The organism is Clostridium sp. Marseille-QA1073 (genome assembly GCF_054863625.1).
Genome location: NZ_JBSVQM010000002.1, coordinates 104,973 through 122,114, shown reverse-complemented (window position 1 = coordinate 122,114; position 17,142 = coordinate 104,973). Strand labels below are relative to the sequence as shown.

The following is a 17,142-nucleotide window of genomic DNA, read 5'->3' as shown; positions in this document are numbered from 1 at the left end:
AAACTAGAATATATAAAAAGTTTGCTGAGATGCAAAGGGGAAAACTTCTATTATTGTTACTCATAGATTAGGTTCAGCAAAAATAGCTAATACAATAATAGTTATGGATAATGGAAAAATATCTGAAATAGGAAGTCTTGAAGAATTAATGGAGAAAAAGGGCAAATATGCATAGATGTATGAAGCTCAAAGTAAATGGTATGCTGAGGAAAAAGTTGTAATAGGAACATATATTTAATTTATAAGAAAGTTATAATAAAAAATAGAGAGTGTTTATAACAAAAACACTCTCTGTTTTTTATAATTATTCATTAGCAAAAGTACTTAAGAAATTCTTTGCAGCAGATGAAAGATAGCCATTTTTCATCCATATTGCAGCTATTTGAGTACATAAAGAACTGTTATCAATTTCTTTATATAATAAATTTGACGAACCTATAAGCTTAAGTGCTGATTTTGGAACAATAGCTATACCAAGACTAGCATTTGCCCACAATAAAGTAGTTCGTGCATCATCATTTTTACAAAAAACTTTAGGTTCAAAACCTAATTTATGACATTCTTCTAAGATTAATTTCTCAAATCGTCTATATATTATTAAAGGCTTATCCATTAAGGCTTTTATATCAATAATTTTATTATTATCCCAATTTAAGTTTTCTACCATGGCAGCAACCATTGGTTCTGAAGATAAATAAATGTGGTTTATATCTGCAGTATTAAAAGGTGTACGAACAATTGCAATTTCAATTATACCTCTATTTAGTATTTCTAATAATTCATAAGTATTCCCCTCATGAATTTCAAAATTTATAAATGGATATTTATCGTGAAAGGCAGTTAATCTATTAGTCAATAATGAAGCACCAGAAGAAGACACTGTTCCTATAGATAAAGTTCCTTGAATCCCTTTTTTAAAATCTTTTAATTCATCTATAGTTGTTTCTGTTAAATCTAATATTTGTTTTGCGCGATTATAAAGCATAAGTCCTGCATCTGTTAATTTAATATTACGACTTCCTCTTTCAACAAGTTTTACTCCCAATTCATTTTCAAGATTTTTCAACTGATAGCTTAAAGGGGGCTGGGCAATATTAAGCTTTTTTGCAGCACTAGTTATTTGTCCTTCTTCTGCAATTGTATAAAAATATTTTAATTGCTTTATATCCATAATATCCACTTCCCATATAAAAATTGTATATAGCCTATATATATTATGTATTTTTAATATATATCTATGCTTGATATAATAATAGGCGAAATATAAAAATAATTCAATATAAATTATATTAGGCATCTTGAAAAGTAATAAGTAAGTATGGTAGTTTATTTTCTACTGTACTGAGCTATCAGAATTCACCTATAGCTCACTGTGAGCAAAGTCTAGTGAAGTATATAATATGGATTTCTTTTAGATGCTTTATAAGGAGGTCAAAATTTGTTTAAATTATTTAGATTTATTAAGCCCTATAAAAAACAAGTTATTTTAGGACCGATTTTTAAATTATTAGAAGCTATATTCGAAATATCAATACCTACAATTATGGTTTTAATTGTAGATAAAGGAATAGAGATTGGAAGTACATCGTATATACTGAAAATAGGAGGTATAATGCTTCTCATGGCTACATTGGGAGTTATATCTTCTTTTACTTGTCAATATTTTGCGTCTATAGCATCCCAAGGTTTTGGAACGATTTTAAGAGATGAACTATTTAAGAAAATAGGTACTTTATCTTATAATGAAATAGATGAATTTGGTACAGCTTCATTAATTAATCGTGTAATAAGCGATGTAAATCAACTTCAATTAGCCTTAGCAATGTTTATTCGTCTTGCTATAAGGGTTCCTTTTTTATGTATTGGTGGAATTATAATGGTAATGTTTTTAGATGTTAAGCTTTCAACAATAATGTATTTATCTATTCCTATATTTGCCTTTGTTTTATATATGATAATGAGTAGATCTCTTCCGTTATATAAAACAGTTCAGAAGAAATTAGATAAATTAGCATTAATATTAAGAGAAAATTTATCTGGAGTAAGAGTTATAAGGGCATTTTCAAGAATGGAATATGAAAAAATAAGATTTGAAAGTGGAAATGAAGATCAAACAAATACTTCAATTAAAGTAGGTAAGATTTCAGCTTTAATGAGTCCAATTACAAGTATAATAATGAATTTTTCAATTTTATTTATATTATGGTTTGGAGGCATTAGAGTAAATAACGGTGCTATTACAACAGGAAAGATTATAGCTTATATAAATTATACAACTTTAATTTTATCAGCACTTATTATTGTTGCTAATCTCATCATAATATTTACTAAAGCTGCTGCAAGTGCTTCACGTGTAAATGAAATATTTGATACAAATCCAAGTATAGAATATAATGACGCTTTACTAAGGGATAGAAAGTCAGATGAAAATGTTAGTTTAGTAAAATTTGAAAATGTATCTTTTGCATATAAAAATTCAAAGGAATATTCTATAAATAATGCTTCCTTTGAAATAGAATCAGGACAAACAGTTGGAATAATTGGAGGTACTGGTTCTGGTAAAACAACGCTTATAAATTTAATTCCAAGATTGTATGATGTTAGTGAAGGAAAAGTTTTAATTAATGGAATTGACGTTAGGGAATATTCTAAAGAAGAACTTGGAAAGAAAATAGGGGTGGTACCACAGAAGGCAATTTTATTTTCAGGAACGATTTCGGAAAATATAAGATGGGGAAAAGAAAATGCAAGTATAGAGGAAGTTAAAAAAGCAGCTGAAATTAGTAAAGCTGCAGAATTTATTGAAAAGCTTCCAATAAAATATGAAACCAATATATCCCAAGGAGGAGTTAATCTTTCAGGAGGGCAGAAGCAAAGACTTACAATAGCAAGGGCTCTTGTAGGTAACCCAGAAATATTAATTATGGATGATAGTTTAAGTGCATTGGATTATGCCACCGATGCAGCACTTAGAAGTGATCTTAAAAAGAATACAAAAGGTATGACTGTTATTATGGTTAGTCAAAGAGTGAGCACAATAAAAGCTGCAGATAGAATAATAGTTTTAGATGATGGATTAATTTCAGGTGTTGGAACTCATGAAGAATTGATTAATAATTGCAGTGTATATAAAGAGATATGTAATTCTCAACTTTCAAAGGAGAGTGATGAAGTTGAAAAAGAATAGTTTATTTAGATTATTTAAGTATATTGGAAATCATAAAATATACATGGGTATATCTCTTATATGTGCACTTATTAGTAACATTTTGATGGCATTTATTCCTTTTATTGTAGGAAAGGGAATAGATAAAATTATAGGAAAAGGAGCAGTAGATTTTGATAATTTACTAAAAATAATAATTATTTTAGCAGTGGTATATTTAATTAGTTCATTATTTATGTGGATATTTATAGTTATAGCAAATATTATAGCTTTTAAAACTGTTAAAGATATAAGGAATGAAGCTTTTGAGAAGATTAGTACTCTTCCACTTAGATATTTTGATACAAATCCACATGGAGATATAATGAGTAGACTCACAAATGACATTGATGCTATTTCCGATGGTTTGTTTCAAGGTATAACTCAATTTTATCCTGGAATTGTAACTATAATAAGTTCTCTTGTATTGATGTTTGCTTTAAGTGTAAAAATAACTTTAGTTATATTACTTATGACTCCATTATGTTTTATAATAGCTTCTTTCATTACAAGTAGATCAAATAAAATGTTTAAAGAGCAGCAAAAAACTGTAGGTGAATTAAATGGATATATTGAAGAAATCATAGGCAATCAAAAGGTAGTTAAAGTTTTTGGTTATGAAAAGCGTTCAGAAGAGAAATTTAAGGAGATTAATAGAAGACTTTATAAATGTGGCCAACAGGCACAATTCTATTCATCACTTACAAATCCATCTACTAGATTTGTTAATAATATTACCTATGTACTAGTTGGAGTAGTTGGTGGCTTACTATCAGTTTTAGGTGGTCTTAGTGTAGGAACAATATCAAGCTTTTTAACCTATTCAACACAATTTTCACAACCTATAAACAATATAACTAGTGTTGCAACACAGCTTCAAGCAGCACTTGCATCTTGTGAAAGGGTATTTTCAATAATAGACGAAACGCCAGAACCAACAGATTTAGAAAATACTAAAGAGATTATAAATTGTGAGGGAAATATAACTTTTGATAATGTATCTTTTTCTTATGTAAAAGAGGTACCTTTAATTAATGATTTTAATGCAGAAATAAGAAAGGGAAGTACTATTGCTATCGTTGGACCTACAGGTGCAGGAAAAACTACTATGGTTAATTTGCTTATGAGATTTTACGATATAAATAAGGGTAAGATCATAATTGATGGAATAGATATATATGAAATTAAAAGAAATAATCTTAGATCTTTATTTGGAATGGTTCTTCAAGATACTTGGCTTTTTGAAGGAACAATAAGGGAGAATATTGCCTATGGAAAGCAGGATGCAACTGAGAGTGAAATTGAAAATGCAGCTAAAGCGGCACATATTCACAGTTTTATAAAAAGACTTCCGGAGGGGTATGATACTGTTATTACAGAGGCAGGAGCCAATCTTTCAGAAGGCCAAAAACAGCTGCTGACTATAGCAAGAGTGATGCTTATAGATCCTCCAATGCTTATACTTGATGAAGCAACTAGTAGTGTTGATACAAGAACTGAAATAAAAATACAAAATGCATTTCTTTCTATAATGAAAGACAGAACAAGCTTTGTTATAGCTCATAGACTTTCCACTATTCGTGATGCGGATTTAATCTTAGTAATGAAGGATGGTGAGATAATCGAAAGAGGAAACCATGAAGAACTAATAAATAGGGGAGGTTTTTATACCAAGCTTTATAAAAGTCAATTTAAAAATGCTACTGATGTAATTTAAAATTTTAGGATAGTTTATATATTAAAAGGTATGAAAATTATTTATTTAAATTTCATACCTTTTTTATTTGCTACTATTAAGTTTTATGGAAGTTTCATAAAAAGTTCTATTAAATTTTATTTTGAAATATTTAATTCTTTTAAATCTACTCTATCTAATTTTTTAAATTCTACAGCTAAAAGAATAAGGCAGTATAAGAATACTATTACGTCTGTAACTGTAGAAGCTATCCATGTGCCTTTAATTCCAACAACTCTAGTAAGAATTATAGCTATAGGTATGAAAAGTACTACTTGTTTTAAAAGAGTTATTATTGCAGATTTTCCACCTTTACCTATTGATTGGAAGAATGTCATGCACATAACTATAACGCCTGATACTGGGAAAGCTAAAAACATAAGTCTAAATAAATTGTAGCCACTTTCTATTAAAGCTTTATCATTAAGGAAGAAACTTAAAACAATCTTAGGTTTAATCATATAGAAACCCCATAATATTCCGATGAATATTACAGAAGCTACACTAAATATTTTAACCGCTTCTTTAACACGATCATATTTTTTTGCACCAAAATTCATACCTACTATAGGCTGAAGTCCTTGTCCTATTCCCCATATTGGTATAAATGTAAACATTAAAATTCTAAGAGCAACACCCATCAATACTACTTGTTCATCTCCACCGTATATTGATACAAGTTTATATAATGTAGTTTGTTGTACTAGATACATAAGCTGCATTATAGCTGCTGAACCTCCTACAGATAATATCTCTGGTGCTAAATCAGAGGCAAATTTCAATTTATTAAGTGGAATTGTTGATTTATTACGCCTAAAATATATAAATGTAGTTGTAGCTTGAATTATTTGAGCTATTACTGTAGCTATAGCTGCACCTTCAACACCTAGACCTAAAGGCTTTATAAATATTGGATCTAAAATAATATTTAATATTGCACCTAGTGCCATAATACTCATAGCTTCTTTCATCTTTCCTTCGCCTCTTATGAGCATGTTAGCACTTTGTGAAAAGTTAACGAAGAATGATCCTATATATGATATTCTTAAATAATTTACTCCAAGCGTTAATATTTCTCCCTTAGCTCCTGAAAATCTAAGTAAGTTTTCTGCAAATATACATCCTAGTATAGTAACAGATAATGATAATACTAGGATACATATTATTAAATTACCTAAAATTTTATTTACTATTTTATCATCTTTAGCTCCAATAGCACGAGATAAAATTGAAGATGAACCAACTCCTACAAGTACAGCAATACAATTGTTTATAAAAGTATAGGGAGAAGATATACTTACAGCAGCTAAGGCAGTTTTTCCTACTAACTTTCCAACGAAGATAGCATCACATAAACTATATAAACCTATGACTAACATTCCTAAAATTCCTGGAACAGAAAGTTTTAAAAGTAATTTAAACATATTACCATTAATTAATTCTTCACGATTTTTATTCATAAGTATCATTCCTTTTCTTAAATTAATTTATATAATAATTGCAATTTTGATTCTATAAAGCTTTTTGCTCGTTATTTTAATAAAGCTTGAGAATATGACTTAGTATCTATAACCTTAAAGCAGATTTGAAGATTTAAATTCTAAGTGATTATTTATACTGATATTTAAATTATTTCTATCCTCCTTTCAAATCAATAGGTAAACGCTCTGAGAACTTTAAGAATGATTATCTTTATCAATTATAAGAGAATGTACTATGCATTATCTACTTATATAAGGATTAAAAATAACGGAAAAAGGATTATTCTTATGAAGTGAATTATTTTTAGAAAAATGCAGAAGTTTAGAAATATATTTAATGAGATGAGGTTATAAATATAATAAAATATTAATTACAATAGTAGTTAGTGTCTTTTTTTATTAAAATTTAAAGGGAAATATATAATACATAGAAAATATATAGTATTGATGGTATGGCAGACCAGATGCAGTTATTGCTGCAATAAAGGAATTTTTAATTTAAGGGACGGTTCATGATTACATCTTAAATGAGATTATATTATTTATAACAATAAAAATGAACCGTCCCTTTAATAGGAGTGCCTTGGGAACGTGTACTTTTAAAAGAAACAATAGTTTAATTTAACTTAACTAGATCAATAACAAAGTTACTGTTTATATTTGACATTGTAAATGAGCCATAGTAAAATATATAAATATAAAAAAGAATAAAGACAGTTCGTAACCATCCTGTCTATAAACAAAACTAGGACGTAACTACCGGCTTAGGTAGTTTTTTGTTTATGGGCGTTTTACGCCCTTTTTTATTTTATAGAAAATTATAATAAAATCAAATTTGTGGATAACTTTGCGAAGTCAGAAAACACATAGTCTGTGCAGTAGATTTTTTATTTTTAAAAATCTTTAAAAGTGATGAGGAAGAATAATGAAGAAAATAGGATTAACCACTACAGTACCAGTAGAAGTTCTTATTGCAGCAGGATATACTCCAATAGATTTAAATAATATTTTTATAACTTCAAAGGATTATTTAAAATACATAGATATAGCAGAAAGAGATGGTTTCCCCAAAAGCTTGTGTGCTTGGATAAAGGGAATTTATGGAGTGTGTATAGAGGAAAATATTAAAGAAATAGTTGGTGTTGTAGAAGGGGACTGCTCTAATACAAAAGCTCTTATAGAAGTGCTCAGTTTAAGAGGAGTAAAAATACATCCTTTTTCATATCCACAGAGCCATAAAATAGAGGATGTGGAAAATGAAATAAGAAAATTTATGAATAGTTTTAATGTTACTGAAGATACAGTAGAAGAGGTTAGAAAAAGATTAGCAAAGATTAGAAAATTATCTAAGGAAATTGATGAGTTAACATATAAGGAAAATAAGACCACAGGTTTTGAAAATCATTTATATTCCGTAAGCTTAAGTGATTTAAATGGAGATATTGATAGATTAGAAGAGAGCCTTAAAAAAGCTATTGAAGAAATTAAGAAAAGAGAACCGCTAAATAAAAAGTTAAGGTTAGGATACATAGGGGTTCCGCCTATGACCTGTGATATATATGAATTTGTTGAAAAATTTAATGCCCATTTTGTATACAATGAAGTGCAAAGGGAATTTGCTTTTCCTAGAGGAGATAAAGCAAGAAATATATTTCATCAGTATTATGATTACACTTATCCCTATGATGTTAATTATAGAATTATAGAATTAAAAAACCAAATAAAAGAAAGAAAATTAGATGGTATAATTCACTACACTCAAGCGTTTTGCTACAGGGCTGTGGAAGATATTATACTAAAGGAAAAATTAGATATTCCAATACTTAATATTGAAGGGGATAAGTTAAATACATTGGATGCAAGGACAAAGCTAAGGTTAGAAGCTTTCCTTGATATGCTAGTGGATTTAAAGGAGAGTAGAGTATGAGAGTGCTAGGCATAGACCTTGGAAGTAGAGAAGTTAAAATAGTTTCCATGGAAGATAATAATATAGTAGCAAAGAAAAAAATAAGTACCATGAGTTTTTATAGAGATTATTGTAGCTATAAAGATAAAATTATTGTAAATTTGGAAAAGTTAGACTTAGGTCAAGTTGATAAAGCGATATCTACTGGCTATGGAAAAAATAATACTGATTTATTGCTTTTTACTCCAATAAATGAGATAAAAGCTCATGTTTATGGAGGAATTTATCAAACTGGATTAAAAGACTTTATTCTCTTAGACGTAGGTGGACAAGATGTAAAGGTGGTTAAAATAGAAAAGGGAATTATTACAGATTTAGAGCTTAATGAAAAATGTGCTGCATCCTGTGGTAGATATTTAGAGAATATGGCAAATGTGCTTGAAATATCTCTTGATGAAATGAGCAAGTTCTGTGAAAATCCTGTGGAGTTAAACTCAACCTGTGCCGTGTTTTCTGAGTCAGAGTTAATAGGGAAAATAGCTGAAGGCGTGGGGATAGATAGACTTTGTGCAGGGGTTAACTATTCATTGTATAAAAGACTTCACCCATTACTTAGTAAGTTTAGAGGGAAAAAGTTAGTTTTAACAGGGGGAGTGGCTAATAATACTGCTATAAAAAAATATCTACAAAAGGATTACGAAGAGATAGTGTGTATAGAGGAACCACAATTTAATGGAGCAATAGGATGTTGCTATTATGGGAGTAAGATTTTAAAGTAAGGAGGAAAAATCTATGTATATATTAAAAGCAGAACAGAGTTTTGATAGTGCTCATTTTCTCGCAGGATATGAGGGGAAATGCAGTAATATTCATGGACATAGATGGAAGGTTGAAATTGAAATAAAATCTCAAGGTTTAGTAAAAGATGGACAATTAGATGGTATGGTAATAGATTTTGGGGATTTAAAAAAGGCTGTAAAAGATATGGTAGATTATTATGATCATGGATTAATTATTGAAAAAGGAACCATGAGAGAAGAAACTTTAAATTGTCTTTTATTAGATGGATTTAAAATAATAGAAGTGGATTTTAGACCAACAGCAGAAAATTTTGCAGCCTTTTTCTTTAAAACTATGAAAGCTCAAGGATTCAATGTATTAAGAGCTATAGTTTTTGAGACTCCTACCAATAGCGCTGCCTATGAAGAAAGAGAGGAGAACTAAAGTGAAACTTAAGGTTGTAGAAAAGTTTGTTAGTATAAATGGAGAAGGGCTTCTTTGTGGTCAATTAGCAGCTTTTATAAGATTTCCAGGATGTAATTTGAATTGTAGTTATTGTGATACTTCTTGGGCTAATGAAAAAAATGTAGCTTATGAATATATGTCTATAGAGGACATATATTCATATATAAAATCCACAAAGGTGAAAAACATTACTTTAACTGGAGGAGAGCCTCTAATGCAGCAAGGGGTAATAGAATTAATAGAAAGGCTTTCTAAGGACAAAGAACTTCATGTGGAAATAGAGACTAATGGTAGTGTATTGCTCCAAGAGTTTTTAAAAACAGAAAATCCGCCAAGTTTTACTATGGATTATAAGCTTCCTTCAAGCAATATGGAGAGAAGCATGGAGCTAAATAATTTTAAATATTTAACAAAGAAAGATACAGTTAAATTTGTATCTGGTAGCGTTGATGATCTAGAGAAAGCAAAATATATAATAGATAAATTTAACCTTATAGATAAAACTAATGTATATGTGAGCCCTGTTTTTGGAGGAATTTCCTTAGATAGTATTGTAGAATTTATGAAGGAAAACAATATGAATGGAGTTACACTACAGGTGCAACTTCATAAAGTTATATGGGACGCAAATAAGAGAGGTGTATAAATTATGGCAATTGATACAAAGGCAATTGAAGAACATGTAAGGGGGATTCTAATAGCACTAGGAGATAATCCTGATAGAGAAGGGTTAAAGGATACACCAAAGAGAGTAGCTAAAATGTATAAAGAAGTATTTGAAGGAATGAACCATACCAATGATGAAATTGCATCAATGTTTAACACTACCTTCGAAAATGACTTAGATATAAAAGAAAATAATAATGATATGGTTTTTATGAAGGGTATAGAAATATTTAGCTACTGTGAACATCATTTAGCACTGATGTATAACATGAAGGTTTCAGTGGCTTACATTCCTAATAAAAAGGTTATTGGATTAAGTAAAATAGCTAGAATAGCTGATATGGTAGGGCGCAGACTACAACTTCAAGAAAGAATTGGAAGTGACATAGCAGAAATTATACAAAAAGTAACTGGTTCAGAAGATGTGGCAGTTATTATAGAAGGGGAACATGGATGCATGACTTCTAGGGGAATACAAAAGCCGGGGACAAAAACCATATCAACTACCTTAGAGGGAAGATTTAATACAGACGCAATTTTAAATAACAAATTGATGATGCTTTATCAATAATAATAGGAGTGGATGGCAATGAACAAAGAAAAAGCAGTAGTGGTATTTAGTGGTGGACAAGATAGTACAACCTGTTTATTTTGGGCAAAAAAGAAGTTTAAAGAAGTTATAGCAGTATCCTTTGATTATAATCAAAAACATATATTAGAGTTAGAGTGTGCAAAAGATATATGTAAAAAATATGATGTAGAGCACCATATTTTAGATTTGAATCTATTAAACCAACTTGCACCAAACTCATTAACAAGAGTAGATATAGAAGTTGACAAAGAGACACCAGAGGAGGGAGTTCCAAACAGCTTTGTAGACGGAAGAAACATGCTATTTTTAAGCTTTGTGGCTGTATTTGCAAAGCAAAGAGGAATAAACACAATTATAACTGGGGTGTCACAAAGTGATTTTAGCGGATATCCAGATTGTAGGGACGTATTTATTAAATCTTTAAATGTAACCTTAAACTTAGCTATGGATTATCAATTTGAAATTCTTACACCTTTAATGTGGATTAATAAAGCAGAGGTTTGGAAAATGGCTAAGGATTTAGATGTTCTTAATATTATTAAAGAAGAAACTTTAACTTGCTACAATGGAATAAAGGGGGACGGATGCGGAGAATGCCCTGCTTGTAAGTTGAGGAAGAATGGCTATTTAGAATTTTTAGGAAGTTAACTATGAACAAACATAACCGTATTGCTAAGCTTATTTTAAATTAGGGGACGGTTCATAAATTATATGTTAAATAATTTATGCATATATTAATTCTAAAACTTAGAGTATTATCAATAATAAATGATGATTCTAAATAAATAAAAAATGTGAGCATTATGAAAGGTTAAGGATAAATAGTTCAAAATTACACGATATGAAGAAACATGCGGGAATTATAAATAGATTGGCTTAAGAAAAGATTGATATAGCTACATATGTAGAATATATAATCTTTACTTCATATATGATACAATAGAAGCCAATTTAGAAAAGTATTAAAGAGGATGAATGTATTAAATATTTTCCATTTAGAACTTTGATAAATCAAGGTTCTTTTTTATATCTTATATAAGCAACTTTAACACAGAACCATTTATGGACTTGAGAAGTGAGAGAAGAGAATGTTACTATTTTGTTGTACATTGTATTAATATAGTGGAATAATCACTTGATTAGATAAATTTCTTTTAGAAAAATTAGACATACTATTAATAAATGAAACTATAATCTATATTGATGAAAATTATATAGAATGGGTAAAAAATATTTTAAATAATATATTATAGAAATTAATTGTGAAGGAGTACACTAATGAATAAAGTAACAGTTTTAGAAATAAAATTTGATATTGATAGCGTTGAAGATACTATTTTCCCAGTTATATTGTGCGATGAAGAGGAAATAGTTTTAATTGATTGTGGATATCCAAATTTTTTACCTTTAATAAAAAAGGCTGCTGAAGCAAATGGTATTAATCTTGATAAATTAACAAAAATAATTATAACGCATCATGATTTTGATCATATGGGAGCATTAGCTGAATTTAAAAGGGAGTATCCACAGATAGAAATTCTTTCATCAATTGATGAAGAAAAATATATTAGTGGTAAAGAAAAGTCTTTAAGATTACAACAGGCGGAAAGTATATATGATAGTCTTCCAGAAGATGAAAAAGAAAATTCAAAAAAATTTCATCAGCTGCTTGAGTCAATAGAAACTACAGATGTTGATGTATGTTTAAAAGATAAAGATTCATTTCCATGGTGTGGAGGAGTTGAAATAGTTTCGACTCCAGGACATATGCCAGGTCATATTTCAATTTATGCAAAAGATAGTAAAACATTAATTTCTGGAGATGCATTGGTAATAGAAGACAACAAATTAAGCATTGCAAATCCAAATTACACTTTAGATATTGCTCAGGCAAAAAATTCTATAAAGAAATTATTAAATTATGAAATAGATAGAATCATTTGCTATCATGGTGGTATATATACTAAAAATATTAAAGAATCATTAAGAGATATCAGTTCTTAATTAGGGACGGTTCATAATTTTATTATAAATAAAATTACATTATTTATAATAAAAATGAACCGTCCTTTTATGCACAAGGAATCTGATATTCTATAATTAAAAGATTAGGATGATTCAAATTGTAATAAAAATTTATTATAAGATACCACTTATAAGGGGTATAATATAAAAAATGATACATAATAGATAAAGGGGTTAATTCTATGTTTAAAAAAGAGTATATAATCAATAATTTGAAAAATCAAATACTGATTAATAAACATATAATTGGAGTTGCTGTTGGGTCTGGATTATCTGCCAAATATGCAGAAAAAGGGGGAGCAGATATTATACTAGCTTTAAGTTCTGGAAGATTTAGACAAATGGGAATAGGCTCTCTTGCTGGATGGATGCCTTTCTCAAATTCAAATGAATTAGTTATGGAATTTGGCTCTCGTGAAATTATACCAATAATAAAAAATATACCAGTTATTTTTGGCATTAATGCAACTGACCCCACAATAAACTTGGAAGAATATATTGATTTAATAAAAAGCAATGGTTTTTCTGGAATTAATAACTTTCCAACGGTAGGAATGCTGGAAGGGAAGTTTCGTGAGGCTCTAGAAAATGAAGGGATTAGCTTTGATAAAGAGGTTGAAGCTATTAGAATTGCCCATGAAAAGAATTTATTTACCATAGCTTTTGTTTTTGATGAAAAACAAGCTGTGGAAATGCTAAGGGCAGGGGCGGATATTATATGTGTGCATCTAGGATTAACAGGTGGAGGAGAAATAGGGGCTAAGAAAATGATATCTTTGGAATCGGCAAAGAATGTTACATCGAAAATATTTAAGGTCTGTGATGACATTAGACCAGATGTATTTAAAATGATTTATGGAGGACCTGTTAAAACACCAATAGATATTGATTATATGTACCAAAATACTCAAACAATAGGGTATATTGGAGGATCAGCTTTTGAAAGAATTCCCTCTGAATCAACAATAACAAATACTACAAAATCTTTTAAATTTGCTGGAATTCATGAAAAAGATGAGCTATTAATAAAAATGATTGAAGGAATAAAAAAGCATTATGGCTATGTTGATTTTGTTAAAGAATATATTTCAAATAATTATATGCATAAAATACTTTTAAGTGATTTGGCATCAGTGTTACATGTATCGAGGCCATATTTAAGTACACTTTTTAAAAATGAAGTAGGTTGTACTTTCCCAGAATACTTATCTCAGTTTAGGCTAAATAGAGCAAAGGAAATTTTAGAAAAAGAAAATATTCAAATAAGCGAAATTGCCCATATTGTAGGATATAGTGATTATGCTCATTTTAGCAAATCCTTTAAAAAACAAACAGGTTTATCTCCTAAAGAGTATAGGGAAAAGAATAAAACGGTTACAAGTATTACAAAATCACATGAACATATTACAAGATAACATGTATATTTTAATTTGTTAGTTGTATTATCAAGTTAAAGTAAAGAAAAAAATTATTAAGGAGGTTAACTATGAAGACAATTGCAATCGCAGGAACTTTTGATTCTAAAGGTGAAGAATTCAGCTATGTTAAAGACATAATTGAAGGTTTAGGGTTAAAAACTTTTATGATTCACACAGGGGTTTTTGAACCTAAGTTTACACCAGATGTATCTAATGATGAAGTGGTAAAAGCTGTAGGTGGTGACATTAAAGAAATTGTAGCAAAAAAAGATAGAGCATTAGCCACAGATATTTTGTCAAGAGGAATGGAAAAGCTATTACCAAAGCTTTATTCAGAAGGAAAATTTGATGGAATTCTTTCCTTTGGGGGAAGTGGTGGTACTTCAATCGTTACTCCTGGAATGAGAGCACTTCCAATAGGGGTACCAAAGGTTATGGTATCTACCGTTGCAGCTGGAGATATATCTATGTATGTAGGAACTAGTGATATAGTTATGTATCCATCTATTGTTGACGTAGCAGGGTTAAATTCTATTTCAACAAAAATTTTTACTAATGCTGCTTTTGCTATAGCTGGCATGGTAAAATTTGAAAGCAAAATTGATTTAAATAAAAAACCTTTAATTGCTGCAACTATGTTTGGCGTTACCACTCCTTGTATAAATAAATCTAGAGAATACTTAGAAAAGCTTGGATATGAGGTTTTAATATTCCATGCCACAGGAACTGGCGGAAAAGCTATGGAAAGCTTAATAAGGGATGGTTATATAGAAGGTGTTTTAGATATTACAACAACGGAATGGTGTGATCAATTGTTTGGGGGAAATATGGCAGCAGGAGAAGATAGACTTGAAGCAGCTGTACTTAATAAAATACCTCAAATTGTTTCAGTTGGAGCATTAGATATGGTTAATTTTGGCCCCATATCGTCTGTTCCAAGTAAATATGTAGGACGTAATTTTTATAAACACAATCCAACGGTTACATTAATGCGTACTACAGTGGAAGAAAATAGGCAATTGGGTTTAATTATTGCTGAGAAGTTGAATATGGCTCAAATAAAAACAGCTTTATTACTTCCATTAAAAGGGGTTTCTCTTTTAGATTCAGAAGGTCAACAATTCTATGGAGTTGAAGAAGATGCCATGTTATTTAAAACATTGAAAGAAAATATAACTAATCCATTAGTAGAGATTATAGAAATAAATTCAAATATTAATGATGAAGAATTTTCTATCACTGCAGCACAAAAATTAGTTCAATTATTAAATGAAAAATAGTTAGGAGGAATTTAAAATGTCAAAATCACGTAGTGAAATTCTAAATAAATTAAAAGATGAAATTAAATCAGGAAAAATAATTTTAGGAGCAGGTGCTGGAGCAGGCATTTCTGCTAAAAGTGCTGAAGCTGGTGGAGTTGATTTAATTATAATATACAACTCTGGAAAATATAGAATGGCAGGAAGAGGATCTCTTGCTGGGTTATTATCCTATGGTGATGCTAACCAAATCGTAGTTGAAATGGGAAGTGAAGTGCTACCTGTTGTTAAAGATACTCCTGTATTAGCAGGGGTTTGTGGAACAGATCCATTTAGAGTAATGGAACCATTTCTAAAGCAACTTAAAGAACAAGGCTTTGCAGGAGTACAAAACTTCCCAACCGTTGGGCTTATTGATGGGGTTTTTAGACAAAATCTTGAGGAAACAGGAATGGGATATGGTTTAGAAGTAGAGATGATTAGAAAAGCTCATGAATTAGATCTAGTAACTTCACCATATGTATTTGATAAAGAACAAGCTATTGAAATGGCAAAGGCAGGAGCAGATATATTAGTAGCTCATATGGGATTAACTACAAAAGGAACTATTGGTGCTAAAACAGCACTTACATTAGATGATTGTGTTGTAAAAGTACAAGAGATATGTGATGCTGGTAAGTCAGTAAATCCAGATATCATAATTTTATGTCATGGCGGCCCAATAGCAGAACCAGAAGATGCTCAATATATAATGTCAAAAACTCATGGTGTTGAAGGTTTCTTTGGAGCATCAAGTATAGAAAGATTTGCCACTGAGGTTGGTATAAAAAATCAAACTGAAGCATTTAAAAATATTAAGAAATAAATACAGAAAAAGCGATGGGACATGAAGCCTGTCGCTTTTTTTGTATTTAATATTAATTAACTATTTAAATTTTAGATTCATTACTTAACTGTCATCAAATTTATCACGTAAATTTTACCATAATTAATCCTCTCAATTGATAACTTATCCTAAAGATTCCTTATGATATTTTGTTTTCTTAGCAGCTATGACGAAAATTAAATTTCATGCTTTAGATAATTGGTAAAACACTTATTTGGTTTTAAGGAAAATTTTACAATTATATCATTAAATATAATTATAGTTAAATTTAAGCATGATGATTATTTAGAAATATTGTATTGTATAATAAAATTTAACAAAGAATTAAAGAAAAACTACTTGTAAATGAAAAAATATCACCAATATTTGTTTGATAATAGCATAAAATTGCATTATATGCTATCATTATTTATAATAATACAAAAAATTAATTTAAAATCTAAGTAATATATTTATAAAATTATAATAAAACTAGTTGGAAAATTAATAATTGACTTTAAAGAATAAATTAAGTTTATATTAATTACTTAATTTATGTTATAATAAATTATCATGAAAAGGAGGAAGAGATTTTGAGAAAAGCAAAGAAATATTTAGTAATAATTAATATAATTCTTTTAATATCGATAAAAATCTTAAATTTAGGTTTATTTGAAGTTAAACACAAAATTTCTTCCTTGAATATTAAAAATATAATCAATTTATATAGAGAAAATTATAGAGA

Annotated in this window: 14 protein-coding genes; 12 read left to right on the top strand and 2 right to left on the bottom strand. The window is 29.2% G+C overall.

The annotated features are described in order from the left end of the window. Positions 1-304: 304 nt before the first annotated feature. Entirely contained in the window at positions 305-1,171 is an 867-nt protein-coding gene (locus ACY1IQ_RS02425; RefSeq protein ID WP_461612459.1) for a LysR family transcriptional regulator, read from the bottom strand. 267 nt (positions 1,172-1,438) lie between these two features. On the opposite strand from ACY1IQ_RS02425, the gene ACY1IQ_RS02420 reads away from it, so the two are divergent. Beyond that, positions 1,439-3,187 carry an ABC transporter ATP-binding protein gene (locus ACY1IQ_RS02420; protein ID WP_461612458.1) on the top strand — a complete coding sequence of 583 codons (1,749 nt, stop codon included), beginning with the start codon at positions 1,439-1,441 and terminating at the stop codon, positions 3,185-3,187. Further along, positions 3,174-4,922, top strand: a complete 1,749-nt coding sequence (locus ACY1IQ_RS02415) for an ABC transporter ATP-binding protein (protein ID WP_461612457.1) — start codon at positions 3,174-3,176, stop codon at positions 4,920-4,922. Before ACY1IQ_RS02420 ends, ACY1IQ_RS02415 begins: the two co-directional genes overlap by 14 nt. 116 nt (positions 4,923-5,038) lie before the next feature. Here the strand turns inward: ACY1IQ_RS02415 and ACY1IQ_RS02410 are convergent, their stop codons facing one another. Further along, positions 5,039-6,400, bottom strand: a complete 1,362-nt coding sequence (locus tag ACY1IQ_RS02410; protein WP_461612456.1) for an MATE family efflux transporter — start codon at positions 6,398-6,400, stop codon at positions 5,039-5,041. A 946-nt stretch (positions 6,401-7,346) separates the two neighbouring features. Here ACY1IQ_RS02410 and ACY1IQ_RS02405 point away from each other — a divergent pair. The 10 genes from ACY1IQ_RS02405 to ACY1IQ_RS02360 all read left to right on the top strand — a co-directional run bounded on the left by ACY1IQ_RS02405 (position 7,347) and on the right by ACY1IQ_RS02360 (position 16,397). Further along, entirely contained in the window at positions 7,347-8,348 is a 1,002-nt protein-coding gene (locus ACY1IQ_RS02405; protein ID WP_461612455.1) for a 2-hydroxyacyl-CoA dehydratase family protein, read from the top strand. After that, positions 8,345-9,106: an acyl-CoA dehydratase activase gene (locus ACY1IQ_RS02400; protein WP_461612454.1), complete on the top strand. Its 762-nt coding sequence runs from the start codon at positions 8,345-8,347 to the stop codon at positions 9,104-9,106. Before ACY1IQ_RS02405 ends, ACY1IQ_RS02400 begins: the two co-directional genes overlap by 4 nt. Before the next feature lie 13 nt (positions 9,107-9,119). Next, positions 9,120-9,551, top strand: coding sequence for a 6-carboxytetrahydropterin synthase QueD (gene queD, locus ACY1IQ_RS02395; RefSeq protein WP_461612453.1), 432 nt, complete (start codon positions 9,120-9,122; stop codon positions 9,549-9,551). A gap of 1 nt (position 9,552) precedes the next feature. Beyond that, a complete protein-coding gene (gene queE / locus ACY1IQ_RS02390; RefSeq protein ID WP_461612452.1) occupies positions 9,553-10,218 on the top strand; it encodes a putative 7-carboxy-7-deazaguanine synthase QueE in 666 nt (221 codons plus the stop codon). Positions 10,219-10,221: 3 nt separating this feature from the next. Further along, positions 10,222-10,809 (top strand): GTP cyclohydrolase I FolE, encoded by a 588-nt coding sequence (gene folE, locus ACY1IQ_RS02385; protein ID WP_461612451.1) that lies wholly within the window; start codon positions 10,222-10,224, stop codon positions 10,807-10,809. Positions 10,810-10,827: 18 nt separating this feature from the next. Further along, complete coding sequence (queC, locus tag ACY1IQ_RS02380; protein ID WP_461612450.1) at positions 10,828-11,478, top strand: 7-cyano-7-deazaguanine synthase QueC; 651 nt, start codon at positions 10,828-10,830, stop codon at positions 11,476-11,478. A 630-nt stretch (positions 11,479-12,108) separates the two neighbouring features. After that, a complete protein-coding gene (locus ACY1IQ_RS02375) occupies positions 12,109-12,834 on the top strand; it encodes an MBL fold metallo-hydrolase (RefSeq protein WP_461612449.1) in 726 nt (241 codons plus the stop codon). A gap of 203 nt (positions 12,835-13,037) precedes the next feature. Further along, a complete protein-coding gene (locus tag ACY1IQ_RS02370; RefSeq protein ID WP_461612448.1) occupies positions 13,038-14,270 on the top strand; it encodes a phosphoenolpyruvate hydrolase family protein in 1,233 nt (410 codons plus the stop codon). Positions 14,271-14,341: 71 nt separating this feature from the next. Beyond that, on the top strand, positions 14,342-15,553 hold the full coding sequence (locus tag ACY1IQ_RS02365; RefSeq protein WP_461612447.1) for a Tm-1-like ATP-binding domain-containing protein: 1,212 nt from the start codon (positions 14,342-14,344) through the stop codon (positions 15,551-15,553). A 16-nt stretch (positions 15,554-15,569) separates the two neighbouring features. Continuing rightward, positions 15,570-16,397 carry a phosphoenolpyruvate hydrolase family protein gene (locus ACY1IQ_RS02360; protein WP_291564901.1) on the top strand — a complete coding sequence of 276 codons (828 nt, stop codon included), beginning with the start codon at positions 15,570-15,572 and terminating at the stop codon, positions 16,395-16,397. Positions 16,398-17,142 lie beyond the last annotated feature (745 nt).